19 protein-coding genes are annotated in these 18,379 nt (G+C 31.1%); 1 reads left to right on the plus strand and 18 read right to left on the minus strand.

Features of this window, described 5'->3' with window-relative positions; genetic code table 11:
* Nucleotides 1–66 precede the first annotated feature (66 nt).
* From ACUN3A_RS02105 to rpsF, 15 genes are all read right to left on the minus strand, one after another.
* The gene (locus tag ACUN3A_RS02105; RefSeq protein WP_445549699.1) at nucleotides 67–873 is read right to left on the minus strand and encodes an enoyl-ACP reductase FabI; all 807 of its coding nucleotides are present in this window, start codon (nucleotides 871–873) and stop codon (nucleotides 67–69) included.
* Between the two features lie 200 nt (nucleotides 874–1,073).
* On the minus strand, nucleotides 1,074–2,264 hold the full coding sequence (gene fabV, locus ACUN3A_RS02110; RefSeq protein ID WP_445549700.1) for an enoyl-ACP reductase FabV: 1,191 nt from the start codon (nucleotides 2,262–2,264) through the stop codon (nucleotides 1,074–1,076).
* A gap of 74 nt (nucleotides 2,265–2,338) precedes the next feature.
* Nucleotides 2,339–3,991, minus strand: coding sequence for a DNA repair protein RecN (recN, locus tag ACUN3A_RS02115; RefSeq protein ID WP_445549701.1), 1,653 nt, complete (start codon nucleotides 3,989–3,991; stop codon nucleotides 2,339–2,341).
* A 43-nt stretch (nucleotides 3,992–4,034) separates the two neighbouring features.
* A complete protein-coding gene (gene porD / locus ACUN3A_RS02120) occupies nucleotides 4,035–4,916 on the minus strand; it encodes a type IX secretion system protein PorD (RefSeq protein WP_445549702.1) in 882 nt (293 codons plus the stop codon).
* Entirely contained in the window at nucleotides 4,909–6,120 is a 1,212-nt protein-coding gene (gene coaBC, locus ACUN3A_RS02125) for a bifunctional phosphopantothenoylcysteine decarboxylase/phosphopantothenate--cysteine ligase CoaBC (protein ID WP_445549703.1), read from the minus strand. Before coaBC ends, porD begins: the two co-directional genes overlap by 8 nt.
* 9 nt (nucleotides 6,121–6,129) lie before the next feature.
* Nucleotides 6,130–6,447, minus strand: coding sequence for a DNA-directed RNA polymerase subunit omega (locus ACUN3A_RS02130; protein WP_035634966.1), 318 nt, complete (start codon nucleotides 6,445–6,447; stop codon nucleotides 6,130–6,132).
* An 8-nt stretch (nucleotides 6,448–6,455) separates the two neighbouring features.
* Entirely contained in the window at nucleotides 6,456–7,250 is a 795-nt protein-coding gene (locus tag ACUN3A_RS02135; protein ID WP_445549704.1) for an outer membrane protein assembly factor BamD, read from the minus strand.
* Between the two features lie 131 nt (nucleotides 7,251–7,381).
* Complete coding sequence (gene dapA, locus ACUN3A_RS02140; RefSeq protein ID WP_445549705.1) at nucleotides 7,382–8,269, minus strand: 4-hydroxy-tetrahydrodipicolinate synthase; 888 nt, start codon at nucleotides 8,267–8,269, stop codon at nucleotides 7,382–7,384.
* Between the two features lie 8 nt (nucleotides 8,270–8,277).
* Complete coding sequence (locus ACUN3A_RS02145; protein ID WP_445549706.1) at nucleotides 8,278–8,796, minus strand: DUF6913 domain-containing protein; 519 nt, start codon at nucleotides 8,794–8,796, stop codon at nucleotides 8,278–8,280.
* A 199-nt stretch (nucleotides 8,797–8,995) separates the two neighbouring features.
* Complete coding sequence (locus ACUN3A_RS02150) at nucleotides 8,996–9,688, minus strand: hypothetical protein (protein WP_445549707.1); 693 nt, start codon at nucleotides 9,686–9,688, stop codon at nucleotides 8,996–8,998.
* Complete coding sequence (ligA, locus tag ACUN3A_RS02155) at nucleotides 9,678–11,681, minus strand: NAD-dependent DNA ligase LigA (protein ID WP_445549708.1); 2,004 nt, start codon at nucleotides 11,679–11,681, stop codon at nucleotides 9,678–9,680. Before ligA ends, ACUN3A_RS02150 begins: the two co-directional genes overlap by 11 nt.
* A gap of 74 nt (nucleotides 11,682–11,755) precedes the next feature.
* Nucleotides 11,756–12,229, minus strand: a complete 474-nt coding sequence (locus ACUN3A_RS02160) for a DUF6495 family protein (protein WP_445549709.1) — start codon at nucleotides 12,227–12,229, stop codon at nucleotides 11,756–11,758.
* A 136-nt stretch (nucleotides 12,230–12,365) separates the two neighbouring features.
* Nucleotides 12,366–12,809, minus strand: a complete 444-nt coding sequence (gene rplI / locus ACUN3A_RS02165) for a 50S ribosomal protein L9 (protein ID WP_445549710.1) — start codon at nucleotides 12,807–12,809, stop codon at nucleotides 12,366–12,368.
* A 66-nt stretch (nucleotides 12,810–12,875) separates the two neighbouring features.
* Nucleotides 12,876–13,172 carry a 30S ribosomal protein S18 gene (rpsR, locus tag ACUN3A_RS02170; protein WP_007138295.1) on the minus strand — a complete coding sequence of 99 codons (297 nt, stop codon included), beginning with the start codon at nucleotides 13,170–13,172 and terminating at the stop codon, nucleotides 12,876–12,878.
* 5 nt (nucleotides 13,173–13,177) lie between these two features.
* The gene (gene rpsF / locus ACUN3A_RS02175; RefSeq protein WP_077370382.1) at nucleotides 13,178–13,519 is read right to left on the minus strand and encodes a 30S ribosomal protein S6; all 342 of its coding nucleotides are present in this window, start codon (nucleotides 13,517–13,519) and stop codon (nucleotides 13,178–13,180) included.
* A gap of 165 nt (nucleotides 13,520–13,684) precedes the next feature.
* Here rpsF and ACUN3A_RS02180 point away from each other — a divergent pair, with 165 nt between their 5' ends.
* Nucleotides 13,685–14,380 (plus strand): LytR/AlgR family response regulator transcription factor, encoded by a 696-nt coding sequence (locus ACUN3A_RS02180; protein ID WP_445549711.1) that lies wholly within the window; start codon nucleotides 13,685–13,687, stop codon nucleotides 14,378–14,380.
* Between the two features lie 5 nt (nucleotides 14,381–14,385).
* On the opposite strand, the gene priA is transcribed toward ACUN3A_RS02180, so the two are convergent.
* The 3 genes from priA to ACUN3A_RS02195 form a co-directional block, all read right to left on the minus strand.
* Entirely contained in the window at nucleotides 14,386–16,836 is a 2,451-nt protein-coding gene (priA, locus tag ACUN3A_RS02185; RefSeq protein ID WP_445549712.1) for a replication restart helicase PriA, read from the minus strand.
* Between the two features lie 62 nt (nucleotides 16,837–16,898).
* Nucleotides 16,899–17,330, minus strand: coding sequence for a DUF2147 domain-containing protein (locus ACUN3A_RS02190; protein ID WP_445549713.1), 432 nt, complete (start codon nucleotides 17,328–17,330; stop codon nucleotides 16,899–16,901).
* Nucleotides 17,331–17,445: 115 nt separating this feature from the next.
* A complete protein-coding gene (locus ACUN3A_RS02195) occupies nucleotides 17,446–18,378 on the minus strand; it encodes a YihY/virulence factor BrkB family protein (RefSeq protein ID WP_445549714.1) in 933 nt (310 codons plus the stop codon).
* Nucleotide 18,379 lies beyond the last annotated feature (1 nt).

Below are 18,379 nucleotides of genomic sequence, written 5' to 3' on the forward strand. Positions count from 1 at the left end.
ACTGTTTCTCTGCAAAAGGATTTTAACAAATACAGATGGTTTTTATACAAAACCCTTTTTTAATTCCTATTCAAACATCTCCATGACTTCTTGGCTAACTCCCATATTAGAGAAGCCACCATCATGTAATAAATTCTGAAGGGTTACTTTTCGAGTCAAATCGGAGAACATAACAACAATATAATCGGCGCATTCAGCTGCAGTTGCATTGCCTAACGGAGACATTTTATCAGCAAAGGCAATAAAGCCTCCAAAACCTTTAACACCTTGCCCTGCTCGGGTTGCAGTTGGAGATTGCGAAATAGTATTCACTCTCACTTTTTTGTCTCTTCCAAAGAAATAACCAAAACTACGCGCAATAGATTCTAGAAATGCTTTATTATCAGCCATATCATTATAATCTGGAAAAACACGCTGCGCAGCCATATAAGACAACGCAATGATACTTCCCCACTCATTCATGGCATCTTTTTTATACAATACCTGCATTAATTTATGAAAAGAAACCGCAGAAACATTCCACCCTTTTTCTGTAAAATCATAATTCTGATTCGTATAATGATTCCCTTTTCGAACATTAACCGACATTCCGATAGAGTGCAAAACAAAATCTATTTTACCTCCAAGAATTTCAACCGCTTTATCAACCAAAATTTCTAAATCTGTAACCAAAGTAGCATCGGCGGGAATAATTTGGCATCCAATCTTTTCAGCCAGTGCATCAATATTACCCAATCGCATTGCAGCTGGTGCGTTTGTTAAGACAAAAATTCCGCCTTCTGCATGAATGCGCTCGGCAGTTTTCCATGCTATTGAATTTTCATCCAAAGCACCAAAAATAATTCCTCTTTTTCCTTTTAATAAATTGTACATATATTTTTTTTTAAAATAGTTACTAAGACTCTAAGTCGCTAAGATTCTAAGCTTAGAAAGATAAATTATATAGTTAAATCTTAGCGACTTAGAGTCTTAGAAACTCAGAAACTCCAAAAAAAAAACACCTTATTCTCTTGATTTTAATTCATCAAGCAATAAGGTGTTTTTGAAAATTATAAAAAATTTAATTATCTAAATTAAGATATACTTGGAACATTAACCAATTCGTTTGTATCGGCTTTGTAATCAACTCCATCAAAACCAAAACCAAACAAGTTATAGAAATCACTTCTGTATCCTTCTAAATCTCCTATTTCGGCTAAATTCTCTGTTGTAGCTTGTTCCCAAAGTGCTGCCACTTGTGACTGAACATCCTCACGCATTTCCCAATCATCGATACGGATTCTTCCTTTATCATCAGTAATCATTGGTTCGCCTGTGTACAATCTTTGTGCATACAGACGCTGAATTTGCTCAATACACCCTTCGTGAATTCCTTTTTCTTTCATGATTTTATACAATAAAGAAATATACAATGGAATTACTGGAATAGCAGAACTAGCTTGAGTTACCAATGCTTTATTTACAGACACATACGCTTTTCCGTTAATATCTGCTAAACTATCTGTAATAGTAAATGCAGTAGCTTCTAAATGATCTTTAGCGCGCCCAATTGTTCCTTTTCTATAAACAGCCTCTGTTAATGATGGCCCGATATAAGAATAAGCAACAGTTGTAGCACCCGGAGCTAATAGATTTTCAGCTTTTAAAGCATCAATCCACATAGCCCAATCTTCACCTCCCATTACAGCAACTGTATTGGCGATATCTTCTTCATTAGAAGGCTCAATTGAAACCTCTGAAACTTTTCCTGTATGAAAATCTACTGTTTTATTGGAAAATGTTTGTCCAATTGGTTTTAAAGTTGAACGGTGTAAAACTCCTGTATTTGGATTTAAACGTACTGGCGAAGCAAGACTATAAATAATTAAATCAACTTGGCCTAAATCTGCTTTTATAAGATCTAAAGTTTGTCTTTTTACTTCATTCGAAAAAGCATCTCCATTGATACTTTTTGCATACAAACCAGCTTTTTTAGCTTCATTTTCAAAAGCAGCTGAATTATACCAACCTGGAGAAGCCGTTTTTCCTTCTGAAGGTGCTTTTTCAAAAAACACACCTATTGTAGCTGCATCAGAACCAAAGGCACTTGTAATTCTTGAAGCCAAACCAAAACCTGTTGAAGCTCCAATAACTAATACTTTCTTAGCTCCAGCAATAGTCCCTTTTGATTTTACATATTCAATTTGATTTTTTACACTTTGTTCACTACCTTTTGGTTGAGCAGTCAAACAAATAAATCCTCTCATTCTTGGTTCTATAATCATAATCCTTTGTACGTTAATTTATATTGTAATTTCTTATATTTTTAAAATTGAATGAACAAATATAGCCCAATTATTTAGTTCAACAAGGCTTTTGCGTGATTTAAGGCTGAATCTGAAATGATAGTTCCTGATAACATTTGTGCAATTTCTACCACTCGTTCTTCACTAGTTAATAATTTCAATTCTGATAGAGTGTCTTCACCAACAGTAGATTTGAATACTTTAAAATGCTCATTTCCTTTAGCAGCAATTTGAGGTAAATGCGTTATAGCAAATATTTGCATCTGAGTACTCATTTCTTTCATAATCTCACCCATTTTATTAGCAATTTCTCCAGAAACTCCAGTATCAATTTCATCAAAAATTAAGGTTGGTAATTTAGAATATTGTGCCAAAATTGCTTTTACAGCAAGCATAATTCGGGACATTTCGCCTCCTGAAGCTACTTTCTTTAACAGACCAAAGTCTGTTCCTTTATTAGCAGAAATTAAAAATTGTAATTCATCTTTTCCATTTTCAAAATAAGTTGAAGTTGGAGTTAATTCCATTTTAAATCGAACATTAGGCATTCCTAAAGTTTCTAATATTGCAATTAATTTTTGCGACAGCAAAGGAATTGCCTGTTCTCTGTTATTATGGATTGTATCACAAATTTGATCTAGCTCTTTTGCATTAGCCTCAACTAATTCAGTTAATTTTGTAATCTCTTCATCGATATTTCCTAATTCTAATACCGAATTTTCTAAAGTATTTTGAATCTCAATCAACTCATCAACAGTATTTACTTGATGTTTCTTCTGTAAATTGTAAATTAGTTGTAGCTTTTGACTAATCAAGTTTAATTGTTCCGGATCATTAATTAATTTTTCAGAACAACGGTTTAATTCAATGGCTATATCTTCAAAATCAATCTTTAAACTTGTAATTCTTTCAAACAACAAATTATAATCAGCGGAAAAAGTAGAGATTTTTTGAATAGCATTTTTTATTTCATTCAAATTATGCAATACTCCTATTTGCTCTTCATTGGCAATAGCCAAAGACTTATCGAGAGATTCTTTAATTATTTCAACATTATTTAACTGCTCATAATCTTCTTCCAAAACTTCTTGCTCACCTGATTTCAACTTAGCTCCAACCAATTCCTCTAAAAGAAAAGTATTGTATTCTTGTTCTTTAGACGCCTCAGCTTTTCTTTTGATTAAAGTATTTAATTTGCTTTTATCTGCTTTGTACTTTTTTAATTCCGATTGATACGAATTGATTATATCAAGATTGTTCGCTACAGCATCAATAATTTTAAATTGCACCGTTTCGTCAGACAATTCTTGAGTTTGTTGTTGCGAATGAATATCAATCAAATATAAACCTAGCTCTTGTAATTCTTGTAAATTTACAGGGCTGTCATTTATAAATGCTCTTGATTTTCCAGAAGGTAAAATTTCTCTACGGATAATTGTCTCAGGTTCATAATCCAAGTCATTTTCTTCAAAAAAAGGAAGCAGATTATATTTAGAAATTTCAAAATGAGCTTCAATAACACATTTTTCATCCTTATTTTTAAGGGAAGTTAAGTCGGCTCTTTTTCCTAATGCCAAGCCTAATGCTCCTAATATTATCGATTTTCCAGCCCCCGTTTCTCCTGTAATTATCGAAAAACCCTTCGAAAAATCGATTGTTAATTTTTCAATTAACGCATAGTTTTTTATAGCTAATGAAGTTATCATTTATTAAAATATAGATTGGGTTAAATGAAAAGCAATTTAAAAACTAATATTTTAATAATTGCCATTTACTTGAATTTGCTGAGGAAGTCCTGTTTAAACTATCAACCAAATCAGTTATTGTAATGCTTGGTCCTCCTGTAAATATAGATACAATTTCATCCGATTTTGAATCCATAAAAACACGTAATAAATAAGAATTGGGTTTGGTCTCATTCAAACTTGCTAAATTCATCAAAGAACCTTTAATAATTTCTTTAGCTTTTTTAATATCCTGAGTCATTGCATCTAAACCTGAATAATATTTTTGGCTAGATTGTCTTATATCAGCATAAGTTGGAGACAATAGATCGTAAATTAAAAAATATCTACTCAAAGGACCATCAGATTGGTTCCATCCTTTATAGCCTCCTTGCTGAGCTAGATTTGTAATATTAAGTGCTTCTTTAAAATAACGATCACCATAATAAGGCAAAAACGTATCTGCATCCATTCCTAAAATGACAAATGAATAAAATGACAAAACAGAAATCAGATTAGAACTATAACTTGTTGGATTATAAGTCAAATTCTCAAACTCTGTATAATTGAATGTAAAATCCTTATCATTTATATTCAAAACAGGTGAAGAATAAGTAGAATTATAAATATTTCTTGATGATTGCACTTGAATATTAGCAACAAACTGATCCGAACTATAACTAGATAGCGTAATAAACATGGAGCAATTCACTTTTTCCTTTTGCGAAAAAACTTGTCCAGTCCAATCGGTTTTATTGACAAATTCGGTTATGGCAGTTTCTAAGGTTTTAAAAACTTGCTGATTGGCATTACTTATTTTTTGAGTATTTATAGATACAGTACAATTTAACTGTTGGGCTTGAATAAAGCCACATCCTAAAAATAAAAACAAGATAAATCTAATCATAAAAATGTGTTATTACTTTATTCAAAATATCATCAGCCACGGCTTCCTTAGATTTTAATTCTAAAGGCTCAATATTAAATTCACTATCAATAAAGGTAACTTTATTAGTAGGTTTGCTAAAACCAGCTCCTTCATCTTGCAACGAATTTAGAACTATCAAATCTAAGTTTTTTTTCTGAATTTTTGCTTTAGCATTCTCAATTTCATTTTCTGTTTCTAAAGCAAAGCCAATTAAAAATTGCTTTTTCTTGAGTTCACCAAATGAAGCCAAAATATCCTTGGTTTTCTCAAGCTCAATTGTAAAATTATTAACAGCTTTTTTAATTTTTTGTTGAGCAATATTTTTAGGTCTGTAATCTGCAACGGCTGCAGCAGCTATTACCACATCCACATCCTGGTAATATTGATGACAAGCATCATACATTTCCTGAGCCGAAACAACTCGAACAACTTGAACTAACGAGTGATTAATTTGATAATGCGTTGGTCCTGAAACTAGTATTACAGTTGCTCCTAATTTAGCAGCACTCTGAGCGATATCAAATCCCATTTTACCCGAAGAATGATTCCCTATAAAACGCACGGGATCGATTGCTTCGTATGTAGGACCTGCGGTAATTAGTATTTTTTTTCCTTTTAAAGGCAATTTACTTTCAAGGTCTGCTTCTAAAAAAGAAATAATATTTTCTGGTTCAGCCATTCGGCCTTCTCCAGATAAACCACTGGCTAACTCCCCATTTTCAGCTGGAATCATTGTATTACCAAAAGCCTTTAATGCAGTAAAACTTTCAAGAGTAGAAGGATGAATATACATATCCAAATCCATTGCTGGCGCAAAATACACAGGACATTTGGCAGATAAGTAACAGGCAATTAATAGATTATCACACAATCCATTTGCCATTTTAGATAAAGTATTGGCAGTCGCTGGTGCAATGACCATTATATCTGCCCAAAGACCTAATTCTACATGACTATTCCACTGTTCATTTTTTTCGTCTTTATTATAAAATTCTGAAAAAACAGGGTTTTTAGATAGTGTAGATAAGGTAAGTGGAGTTATAAAATCCTTAGAAGCAGGTGTCATTATCACTTGGACATGTGCACCTGCTTTTATGAAGAGTCTAACTAATGAAGCCGTTTTATATGCAGCGATTCCACCAGATATCCCTAGCAAAATCTTTTTTCCGCTTAAAACTGACATTAGTATAGATTATTTATTTGCTTCTCTGTGGTAAATTTTACCATCTAACCATTCTTGAACAGCTAAAGCGTGTGGTTTTGGAAGTTTTTCGTAAAATTTAGAAACTTCAATTTGTTCTTTATTTTCAAAAACTTCTTCTAAACTGTCATTATAAGTAGCAAATTCTTCTAATTTTTCAGTCAATTCTTTTTTAATTTCAGAATTAATTTGATTTGCTCTTTTAGCCATAATTGTTATCGCCTCATACACATTTCCAGTAGGTTCTTCAATAACAGTTTTATTATAAGTTATTGTATTTACCGGAGCATTTGTCTTTTTTAAATCCATGACTTTATTTATTTATTAAATTTTTGTAATTCCTCATCAATTTTAGCTAATCTTTCGTCTGCCTGACTTTTGAATTCAGTATTTGGTTTGAATTTAACCAAGTTATTATAACAAGTTTTGGCAGTTATCAATCGGTCTTGCATTTTTATATAAATACTATTTATTGCTAATAAATAAGCTGAATCTAGTTTATAATACAATGCTTTTTCTTTGTAAGAAGTTCCCGGATAATCTGCAATAAAATTATCAAATGCAATTAATGCTGATTTGTAATTTGAAATTTTATAATATTGAAAAGCATTTTCATAAACCTTACGTTCTATCTTTTCATTTAACTTTTTTGAAATTTCATTAGCTTCAACAATATATTGCGAATTTGGATAACGATCAATAAATCCTTGAACCTTTTCAATCGCTTTATAAGTATCCGTTTGATCAATACTGTAAACCGGAGATAACATAGCATAACTCTTAGCTCCCAAAAACAAACACTCTTCTGCTTTTTCGCTTCTTGGATATCCTGAATTAAAACTATCGAATTGATATCCTGCTAAATAATACTGTTTTGTTTTATACAAAGATTGCGAATACATATAAAACAACTTTTCTCCTTGAGGTTTTCCTCTGTATGAAGGAGCCAATTGTTCGAAAAGACGAATTGCTTTTGAATATTTACCTGCTTCATATAATTTTGATCCTACATCAAATTTAAAAGCTACATCTTCTTTCTTTAACGCATCTTGGTATTCACTACAAGAACTAAAAAACAAAACAACAAGTAAAACAGATATTATTTTTTTCATTATCATCCACTAATTTTTTATTTACTGCCTTGTGTTTATTCGCAATAAAAGCCACCAAAGTTAGGTGGCAAATTTAGTTATTAATTTAGCTATTACAAAATATTTCTTTTGTTAAAAAAAACACTGCAATTTTAAGAGTTTTTGACCATTTTTTTTACGAAAAGATCCATACGATTTGACAACGATTCATCTACAGAAACCAATGGTAAACGAAGTACATTTTCAGTTACACCTAGAATTTTTAATACTTCTTTAATTCCTGCAGGATTTCCTTGTTCAAAAATCATATCAATACAATCAGCTAATAAATATTGAAGTTTAAAAGCATCATCAACTTTTCTATTCAATCCTAATCGAATCATCTCTGAAAATTCTTTTGGAAAACCTTGACCTATTACTGATATAACACCTGCACCACCAGCTAAAACAATTGGCAATGCAATCATATCATCACCAGAAATTACTAAGAAATCTTTAGGTTTATCTTTTATAAGTTGCATCGCTTGAACTAAATCCCCAGCCGCTTCTTTTATAGCAACAACGTTGTCGAAATCATTTGCCAATCTAATTACAGTTGCTGGCGACATATTACTAGAAGTTCTACCTGGTACATTATACAAGATTACCGGAATCGGAGAAACTTCAGCAATCGCTTTGAAATGTTGGTATATTCCTTCTTGAGTCGGTTTGTTGTAATAAGGAGAAACAGATAAAATTGCCTCGAAAGCCGAAAAATCTCTTGTACGCAATTCTTCAACAATTTTTAATGTATTATTTCCTCCTACACCAAGAACCAAAGGCAATCTACCTGCATTAGCTTCTATTATAGTATTTACAACTAATTCTTGCTCATCTGCTGATAGTGTTGCATTTTCTGCCGTTGTACCAAGCACAACCAGATATTCAACCCCACCATCTATCGATAAATTTACAGTTCTTTTTAGAGCTTCAATATCAATTGTAAAATCGTTTTTAAAGGGTGTAATTAGGGCGACTCCAGTTCCTATTAATGATTGCATAATTTAAATTATATTTTGTTTAATATTTTTAAGTATCGAAATAACTCATTTGTAAAGCCTTTATAATTTTCAAGGGCAATGTTAAACAACAAATGATTTAGTCTTTTATCTACAGTTGAAAAACCAACCTTAAATTTCGCTTTCGAATTATTAGTTAAAAGCAATAAAAATGGTTTATCTTCATCATAATAACTTATTAATAAATCAAACTCATCTGAAATAAATTCATTTATTACCTCTTGAGTAAATTCGCCATTTAGATTTAAATCTTTTAATCCAAATGTTAATTGCGAATACACTTGTTTACTCTTTATGACATCACGATAAGCAATAATCTTAATAGCGTTATCAGCAATACCATTTAGAACAATCTCTTGTTTTAAAGCATTTGTTTCTAAAAAATGGCTTTCATCAACAATCAAACCAACTCTCACAACAGGGCGATTTAAAGACTCTTCTTTAACATTACACAGTTGCCTTTTCAAGGTTTTTTTTAATAAAAAGCTCTTTATATTATTTAAAAACATAGCACTTTTACAGGATTACAAATTTACTTATTTCAGTTTCATTTGAGTTGGTAAATCTAAAAAACTATAACGACTATTTAAAACTTTTTGTTATATTCTTAACATTGTTTTCACAGCATTTGATTTACAATTAAAACAAATACAATCAGTAACAAACAAAATTATTGAAATTTAAAACTTAAAAAAACATCCGATAAAACTAATCATCCGATAAATCTTGATTAACTTTATCCTTTTCTAAGAAGTAATTCACCATAAAAAAATAGGATAAAAATTGAGTAATTAAGCTAATAAAAGTGAAAGCATAATTGTAGATATAAAACTTATAGATAACAAAAAATATATCGGTAATAACAAAACAAATACACATTAATACCCCGTTGAAGAAAGCATAACTTCCGCTTTTGATATAGTTTATAACAGAAACAATACTCAAAAAACTCAAAATTATTCCAAAGAAAACATACATAGAAAAGTCTAATTCTAAGTTTTCCAATTTCAACTTCAAAATAGAATAACAAATACTACCAACACCAAAAATTAGAATAGAAATCGAAATTAAATCACGATAATTAAATTCAAAAAACTCAAGCTCTTTTTGAGCAATATATAGCAACAAAATATAAACCAGTAATACACACAAAAAAGAACCCATAGCCGATTCTTTAATTCTCAGTGTATTAAAAACATCTCTAACAAAAAGCAATAAAAAAATTGTAGCTTTTAAAAATGATATTTTATAGTTATTGGATACAAAATAATAAATAAACAAGGAAGGTATTATCATAGATTTTGCACAAAGCAACATCATATCATCACCTAATAATTTAAATACAACTACCAACGCCGAAGTAATAAAAAAAAGTATAAGTGATGGCGTATTAGCTTTCATGTAACATTTCTATAAATCGATCTTCTGAAATTATCAAAACGTTTAGCTTAGTTGCTTTTTCTAACTTAGCAGGTCCCATATTATCTCCAGCAACAACAAAATCAGTCTTTGCGGATATAGAACTACCTACTTTTCCACCATTATCTTCGATAGCTTTTTTGAGTTCATCTCTTGAATAAGTCGAAAAAACACCCGAAACAACAAATGTTTTTCCTAAGAATTTTTCTGTCGCATTTGGATTAATTTTTTCAATAATCTCAAATTGTACACCATAACTTTTTAACCGCTCAATTATTTTCTTATTTTCTTCGTTCTCAAAAAATTCAATTACGCTTTTGGCAATTCGTTCACCGATTTCATCAACTAAAATTAAATCCATTAAAGATGCCTGACTTAGTGCCTCAATATTTTTGTAATGCTTCGCTAATTTCTTGGCAACTGTTTCACCAACAAAACGAATACCTAAAGCAAACAACACACTTTCGAAAGGAATATTTTTAGAATTTTCAACTCCTTTCACTAAATTCTCAGCTGATTTTTGTGCCATTCTTTCTAAATGCAAAATATCCTCAACTTTTAATTCATACAAATCAGCATAATTATGAACCAAATCATTTTTGTAAAGCAAGGCAACCGTTTCACCGCCAAGACCCTCAATATCCATTGCTTTTCTAGAAATGTAATGCTGAATTCTTCCAATAATTTGAGGTGGACAACCGTAAAAATTTGGACAATAATGATTTGCCTCGCCTTCACTACGAATCAATTCTGTTTGACATTCTGGACAATGAGTAATGTATTTTGTAATTTCTGAATTATCAGGTCGTTTACTCAAATCAACTGCTATAATTTTCGGAATAATCTCCCCTCCTTTTTCAACAAAAACAGTATCATCTATTCTAATATCTAATTTTTCTATTTGATCGGCATTATGCAAAGAAGCACGTTTTACAATAGTCCCAGCCAATTGTACAGGCTCAAGATTAGCAACTGGCGTAATAGAACCTGTTCTCCCTACTTGATACGAAATAGAATTTAGTTTTGTAAAAACCTGTTCAGCTTTAAACTTGTATGCCATTGCCCAACGAGGAGATTTGGCTGTATATCCTAATTCGTCTTGATAATGCAAATTATTAACCTTAACCACAACTCCATCAGTTTCATATGGAAGATTATGTCGATGAACATCCCAATATTCAATAAATTGAAAAACTTCTTCTAAACTAGAAGCTAATTTAGATTCGTTTGGAACTTTGAAACCCCATTTTCTAGCCGATTCCAAACCTTCAAACTGCGATTTAAAAGGTAATTGGTTCCCAATAACAAAATACAATAAACAGTCCAAAGGTCTTTTCGCAACTTCGGTACTATCTTGTAACTTTAAACTTCCCGAAGCCGTATTTCTAGGATTAGAATAAGGAGTTTCTCCAATTTCTATTAATTCCTGATTCATTTTTTCGAATCCTGCAAAAGGCAATATTATCTCTCCACGAATAGCAAATTTCGCAGGAAAATCTCCTTTTAATTGTAATGGAATAGATTTTATAGTTTTAATATTATTAGTAACATCATCACCTTGAAAACCGTCACCCCGAGTCACAGCACGAGCTAGTTTTCCGTTTTCGTAAGTAATACTGATAGAAGCACCATCATACTTTAATTCACAAGTATACTGCAAAGGAACATCACCTAAAACTTTCTGAATTCGAACTTCCCAATCTTGCAAATCTTCTTTAGAATAAGAATTATCTAAAGAATACATGCGATATTCATGCGGAATAGTTTCAAAATTTTTCGTGATCGTACCTCCTACTCTTTGTGTAGGCGAATTGACATCAAAAAAATCTGGATGCTTATTTTCTAAATCCTGAAGTTCTTTTAATTTCATATCAAACTCATAATCAGACAACGTTGGATTATCCAACACATAGTAATTATGATTGTGAAGATTGAGTTCTTCTCTAAGCGTTTGTATGGTTTCCTGTATATTCATAAAGCAAAAAATTGGCTATTCTAGTCGACTTAATAATCTACTAAAATAACCAATTTAAAGTTTAAAAATCAAATTTATGATTCAATAATCGTATTAATTTGATTGTATAATTGTCCATCACTCAAAATAGAACCTTGCTGAATTAATTGAAAAATGGAAAGATTACGTTCTTCCGTAAATTCTTTTTTACCGGTTTTCATTTCAATAGTTTCGGTAAACATATTATCACTCAGCCATTGCAATCCTTCTTTGCTCAAAAAATCAACTTCAGGAACCAATGATTTCAAAACGATTGATTTTATATGTGTATCAAAACATTGAAACAAGAAAATATGATTTTTAGAGAAAAATTCCAAATAATTAGCATTAGTCAAAACACCTTCCCAAACTAAATCTGAAAAAACATCCAACTCTTGCTCAGCTACTTCTGGTTTCTCCGCTTTTATCTGATCCCATTCCGCTTTATCAATTGTCTGAGTTGCCAAAAAATTAGTGAATTCCTGCGTTAACTCTTCAAATTGTTCTTTTGTAAGTCTGGCGTATTTCATGTCATTGCGAGGAACGAAGCAATCTCGTTCCAAATATTTAAAAGTTAATAATGATGTGATTGCTTCGTTCCTCGCAATGACACTAAACAAAAAAAATCCCGACTTTCATCGGGATTTCAATATATACATTTAAAAATTATGCTTTTTCAGCAACAATTTCGTATGCTAATTCAACGATTACATCTCTGTGTAATCTTACTGAAGCAGAATATTTACCAGTACGTTTAACGATACCAGAAGTAATAAATTTTCTATCAATTACTTGACCACCTTTAGCTAAAGCTTCAGCGATATCAATGTTTGTAATAGATCCGAATAATTTTTCACCACCTGCTTTAGCAGAAATTTTAATTTCGATAGCTTTTAAAGCTTCAGCTAATGCTTTTGCATCTGCTACAACTTTAGCTTCTTTGTGAGCTCTTTGTTTTAGGTTTTCAGCCAATACTTTCTTTGCAGAAGAAGTAGCTAAATGAGCGAATCCTTGAGGAATCAAGAAGTTACGACCGTATCCGTTTTTCACAGTTACTACATCATCTTTAAATCCTAAATTTTGAACGTCTTGTCTTAAAATAAGTTCCATGTTGTTGTCCTTTATTTGAGAAGTTAGGTTTCATATTTCAGAAAACCAACAACTGTTAATTTTTAATTATTTTAATAAATCGGCCACGTATGGCATTAAAGCTAAGTGACGAGCTCTTTTTACAGCTACAGAAACTTTTCTTTGGTATTTTAATGAAGTTCCAGTTAAACGACGAGGAAGAATTTTTCCTTGCTCATTAACGAATTTCAATAAGAAATCAGCATCTTTATAATCGATATATTTGATACCTGATTTTTTGAAACGACAATATTTTTTAGTCTTGTTAGTTTCTATGTTCAAAGGCGTAAGATATCTGATATCCCCGTCTTTTTTTCCTGAAGCAGATTGTTGTAATGTTGCCATGATAATTAAGCTTTTTGAGATTTAAGTTTTGCTCTTCTTCTTTCAGCCCAAGAGATAGCATGTTTGTCAAGACTTACAGTTAAGAAACGCATAACTCTTTCGTCACGTCTAAATTCAGTTTCAAAAGCGATAAGAACTTCTCCTGATACTTTAAATTCGAACAAATGGTAAAAACCACTTTTCTTGTTTTGGATTTCGTAAGCCATCTTTTTAAGACCCCAGTCTTCTTTAGATACCATTTCTGCTCCTCTACTAGTAAGAAAATCTTCAAATTTGCTTACTGTTTCCTTTACCTGAACTTCAGATAAAACGGGATTTAAAATGAAAACAGTTTCATAATGATTCATAAATAATATATTTATTTGTTAAATTGGGTGCAAAAGTAATCATTTTTTTTAAACAAACAAACCTTAAGCAATCTTAATCGATGAACAGCGAAAAAAAAGTTGATTTTAAAAAATTTATTCAAAAAAAAAACTATTTTTACTTTACCAAATCAAAAACTTGATACTATGAAACTAAACTGTGTTGTTGTTGATGATAGTTCAATACAAAGAATGATTATTGCAAAATTAGTTAATAATCATACTAACTTAAACCTAATTGGAGATTTTTCAAATGCTATCGAAGCTAAAAGCTGTATGACAGTTCATACAGTTGATTTAATCTTTCTTGATATTGAGATGCCAGTTATTAGCGGTTTTGATTTTCTTGATGGTTTGAAAACAAAACCTCAAATCATTTTCATTACTTCAAAAGCAGAATATGCTATGAAAGCATTTGATTATGATGCTACTGATTATTTGCAAAAACCAATTTCTATTGAACGTTTTAATGCCTCTGTCCGCAGAGCGATTGATCAATTCCTTCTTAAAAAGGAAAACAAAGAAGATGAAGGTGAGCATATTTTTATTAAAAGCAATCTGAAAAAATTAAAAATATATACTTCTAAAATTAAATGGATTGAGGCTTTTGGTGATTATGTAAAAGTAGTTACAGAAGACGATAGTAATCTAGTTCTTTCAACAATGAAATCTTTCGAAAATGATTTATCAAAAGAAAAATTCATTAGGGTACACAAATCATATATTATTAACATTGATAAGATTGATCGTTTTAACAGTAAGTTTGCAGAAATCGGTCTAACTAAAATTCCTTTGAGCCGAAACAAAAAAGAAGATTTAGTGAGAGCACTTGCCTATTCTTAAAAACTTTAATAAAAATCAACATTTACAGTAACCTTAATTGCTCTGTATTGAGAAACAGCCTCAAAACTATTTAGAATTTTCTGGATAGTTTTTTTTGTGCCTGCAATAGAAGTATTTTGAGGTATTTTAATTATTATAGTTCTTATATATTCATTTCTGATTCTGCTGATAACAGGCTCTTCGGGTCCTAAAACAGGCATTGCCAGATTTTGACTCAAAACTTGATACAGCCACATAGCGCCCTCCTTTAGTTTATCAAAATCACGTTGTTTTAAAGTTACTTTTATAATCCTGAAATAAGGCGGATACTTATATATTTGCCTGTCATACAATTGCTCATTATACATTCCTAAATAATTTGAATGAGTAACTTGCTGAATCGTATTGTGATTTGGATTATAAGTCTGAATAACTACTTTCCCTTTTTTATCAGATCGCCCAGAACGTCCCGCAACCTGGGTCATCATTTGAAAACTTCGCTCGAATGCCCTAAAATCAGGATGATATAGCATTGTATCGGCATTCATAATCCCAACCAAACTTACATTATCAAAATCCAATCCTTTGGCAAGCATTTGAGTTCCTACCAAAATATCAAACTCACGATTCTTAAAACTATCAATTATTTTTTCAAAGCCAAATTTTCCTCGAGTAGTATCCTGATCCATTCTGCCGATTTTAGCATTTGGAAAAATAGTAATTAACTCTTGCTCAATTTGTTCGGTTCCTAGCCCTTTTGTAGTCAAATCTACACCATGACAGGCATGACAATGAGTCGGATTAGCTATGGAATATCCACAATAATGGCAACGCAATTGATTTTTATGTTTATGATACGTCAAACTCACATCACATGATTGACAATGCGGAACGTGTCCGCAAGTAATACATTCAATAATTGGAGAAAATCCTCTTCTGTTCTGAAACAAGATCACTTGTTCCCCAGCCGATATAGATGTAGTAATTTCTTCTATCAAAATATCACTAAAATGCCCATTCATTCTTTTTCGAAAGTACTTATCTTTCAAATCCACCAACAAAACTTCCGGCAAACTTGCATTCCCAAAACGCTTCAGAATTTCAACAAAACCAAATTTATTAGATTTTGCATTATAATAGGTTTCAATACTTGGTGTCGCTGAACCTAAAAGCACTTTCGCCTGATGCGCATTCGCTAAAACAATAGCAGCATCACGAGCATGGAACCTCGGAGCTGGATCGGATTGTTTAAAAGTTTGTTCGTGTTCTTCATCAATAATTATAAATCCTAAATCATAAAAAGGCAAAAACAAAGCCGATCTGGCACCGATTACAATTTGGGCTTTTTCAGCATTTAACAAAACCTGATTCCAAACTTCTACCCTTTCGTTATTACTGTATTTGGAATGAAAAACCACCACTTTATTTCCAAAATGCGCTCTAATTCTAGATACCAATTGAGCAGTTAAAACAATTTCAGGCAACAAATACAGTACTTGTTTTCCTGTCGCCAAATATTCTTCTATAAGTTTTATGTAAATTTCAGTCTTTCCACTAGATGTAATTCCGTGAAGAAGACAAACGGATTGCTGTTGAAAACTTTCTTTTATGGAATCAAAAGCATTTTGCTGATCTAGACTCAATTGAAGTTCTTCTTCTCTTCCTTTTCCAGAAAAATTAATTCGGTCTTCTTGCAAAAAATAATCTTCCAAAATTTCCTTTTCAATCAAAGCCTTAACAATAGCAGTTGAAGATTGAGCGGCTTCCACTAATTTTTTAACTGTAATTGGTTTTTTTTCGGAAGCACTTAATTGAAAATAATTCAACACTATTTCCTTTTGTTTATTAGCACTTTTTAAGATTTCGAGTAAATCTTTTAAACCATCATTAGAATCGTACTTTGGATGTAATCGCACATATCTTACCAATTTAGGCTTGTATATTTCCTGAAGTTCTTCTTGTAATAAAAGAATATTTTTATCAATCAATTTTTGAATAACAGGAAAAATATTTTTCTTATTCAAAATTGAAATAATCTCTTGTATCTTTAATGAACTCTGTTGCTGTATGGCTTCATAAACTAAATATTCATCATCTGAAAGCAGGCTTTCATCAACAAATGAATCATTTTTTCTAGTTATTAGTGTTTCGCTTTCTAACAGCAATGCGCTTGGCATAGCATTACGATACACATCGCCAATAGCACACATATAATAATTAGCAATCCAAAACCAATGAGTAATTTGAAACTCGGTTACTATAGGGATTGTGTCTAAAATTTGATGAATTTCTTTAGCTTCATATAAAGTAGGTTTGTTATTGTGAATTTCAATAACCAAAGCCGTATATATTTTACTTTTTCCAAAAGGCACCGTAACCCTCATTCCTTTTTTTATAAAAAGAAATTCAGTTTCCGAAACTTTGTATGTAAAAGTCTTGGCAAGCGAAAGCGGTAAAACAACTTCTACAAAATGCATTAAATAATTTTAAATTTAGATTGTTCATTTTGGGTTTTGATAGTACGAACCCCAAAATAACATTATTTCACTCGATACCAATATTGGGTTCTTCCAAATAAAGAAAAACCGATAAAGCCTCTAACTTTTAGTTTGTCTTTTTCATCAAGTGTAATGAAACATTTATACTCTTCTCCTTTTAAGGGATCCAAAATTTTACCACCATTATATTCATCTCCGTCTTTTACAAGACCTTTAATGATTACTAATCCTAAAATTGGAGCATTTTTATCTTCACCTGAACATTTCGTACAAAGATCTTTTCTCTTTTGAGGATTAATAATATCAATAATTTTTCCGTAGATTTTTCCTGATTTTTCATAAATTTCTACGATTGATTTGGCTTGACCTGTCTCATCATCAATGGTTTTCCATTTTCCCAAAACAGACTGGCTTTGCATATTGGAAATCACCAAAAAAAACACAACTAAACTAAATACGATACTTTTTTTCATTTTTTCCTAAATTATTGATACTAAAATTTTATTATTCGAAATAAAGATAGCCAATTTTGTTTGATTTCCTTTTAACAAGAATACAAAATTTCATAAAAAAAAACAGTATTTATTATTAAACATTAGTAGTGCGATTTACTTTTCTTAATTTATGAATAGTTGCATTCAACTCAAATCCTAATAATAAAATCATACAGTTAATCCATATATAAAACATCATGATTAACAATGTTCCTATCGAACCGTACAATTCGTTATATTTTGAAAATCTAATCACCCAAATTCCGAAAAAATAAGAAGAGACAACTATCAGAATCGTTGTAAAAACAGAGCCAATGCTTATAAAAGGAGGCTTATGCGACTGTTTTGTTCCGTATCTCAATAAGATAGAAGAAGTTATTAAAATCATTAAGATTACAAAAATATATCTTCCTAAAATAATTAACGGAATTTGCTCACTTAATACATCTTGAATAGTTGTCTTTTGGATAACAACCTCAAAAACAACAATGATAGATACTGTTAAAAGCAAAAGAATAGACAATGTCAATGAAATCCCTAAGGCAACTAAATATTGTTTTAAGAAACCTCTTTTCTCTAAGACATGTTTCGAAGATTCAAAACCTCCAAGAATACCGTTTATACCATTTGCCATCAAAAAAATAGACAGTAGAAACCCCGAAGATACTAATCCAGAATGGCTATTATTAAGAATATCATTGATGATATTTGCAATTGCATCATACGTATTTGGAGGAACACCTTCCTTTACAAATTCTAGAAAATCATTTTGAAATCCTTCAATAGGAATATAAGGTATTAAATTTAAAATAAATAAGGCAAATGGAAACAATGCCATGAAGAAACTAAACGCAACTGCACTTGCATGATACGAAAAAGCACCTTCTATGATTCCTTTAAAATACATTTCTAATAAATCATAAAGCGAAAAACCTCCTAAACCAGGCATTTTTATCTTTTTCAAGACATGCATCAAGCTTCTTATTACAGGGATTTTTTCAACCTTATTCTCAATTTTGTAAGTCATA

It is taken from the genome of Flavobacterium sp. WC2509 (assembly GCF_052683105.1).

Excerpts from the sequence above, each read along its gene's own strand:
- ACUN3A_RS02105 (WP_445549699.1), bottom strand. The coding sequence starts at position 873 with ATGTACAATTTATTAAAAGGAAAAAGAGGAATTATTTTTGGTGCTTTG.
- fabV (WP_445549700.1), bottom strand. The coding sequence starts at position 2,264 with ATGATTATAGAACCAAGAATGAGAGGATTTATTTGTTTGACTGCTCAA.
- recN (WP_445549701.1), bottom strand. The coding sequence starts at position 3,991 with ATGATAACTTCATTAGCTATAAAAAACTATGCGTTAATTGAAAAATTA.
- porD (WP_445549702.1), bottom strand. The coding sequence starts at position 4,916 with ATGATTAGATTTATCTTGTTTTTATTTTTAGGATGTGGCTTTATTCAA.
- coaBC (WP_445549703.1), bottom strand. The coding sequence starts at position 6,120 with ATGTCAGTTTTAAGCGGAAAAAAGATTTTGCTAGGGATATCTGGTGGA.
- ACUN3A_RS02130 (WP_035634966.1), bottom strand. The coding sequence starts at position 6,447 with ATGGATTTAAAAAAGACAAATGCTCCGGTAAATACAATAACTTATAAT.
- ACUN3A_RS02135 (WP_445549704.1), bottom strand. The coding sequence starts at position 7,250 with ATGAAAAAAATAATATCTGTTTTACTTGTTGTTTTGTTTTTTAGTTCT.
- dapA (WP_445549705.1), bottom strand. The coding sequence starts at position 8,269 with ATGCAATCATTAATAGGAACTGGAGTCGCCCTAATTACACCCTTTAAA.
- ACUN3A_RS02145 (WP_445549706.1), bottom strand. The coding sequence starts at position 8,796 with ATGTTTTTAAATAATATAAAGAGCTTTTTATTAAAAAAAACCTTGAAA.
- ACUN3A_RS02150 (WP_445549707.1), bottom strand. The coding sequence starts at position 9,688 with ATGAAAGCTAATACGCCATCACTTATACTTTTTTTTATTACTTCGGCG.
- ligA (WP_445549708.1), bottom strand. The coding sequence starts at position 11,681 with ATGAATATACAGGAAACCATACAAACGCTTAGAGAAGAACTCAATCTT.
- ACUN3A_RS02160 (WP_445549709.1), bottom strand. The coding sequence starts at position 12,229 with ATGAAATACGCCAGACTTACAAAAGAACAATTTGAAGAGTTAACGCAG.
- rplI (WP_445549710.1), bottom strand. The coding sequence starts at position 12,809 with ATGGAACTTATTTTAAGACAAGACGTTCAAAATTTAGGATTTAAAGAT.
- rpsR (WP_007138295.1), bottom strand. The coding sequence starts at position 13,172 with ATGGCAACATTACAACAATCTGCTTCAGGAAAAAAAGACGGGGATATC.
- rpsF (WP_077370382.1), bottom strand. The coding sequence starts at position 13,519 with ATGAATCATTATGAAACTGTTTTCATTTTAAATCCCGTTTTATCTGAA.
- ACUN3A_RS02180 (WP_445549711.1), top strand. The coding sequence starts at position 13,685 with ATGAAACTAAACTGTGTTGTTGTTGATGATAGTTCAATACAAAGAATG.
- priA (WP_445549712.1), bottom strand. The coding sequence starts at position 16,836 with ATGCATTTTGTAGAAGTTGTTTTACCGCTTTCGCTTGCCAAGACTTTT.
- ACUN3A_RS02190 (WP_445549713.1), bottom strand. The coding sequence starts at position 17,330 with ATGAAAAAAAGTATCGTATTTAGTTTAGTTGTGTTTTTTTTGGTGATT.
- ACUN3A_RS02195 (WP_445549714.1), bottom strand. The coding sequence starts at position 18,378 with ATGACTTACAAAATTGAGAATAAGGTTGAAAAAATCCCTGTAATAAGA.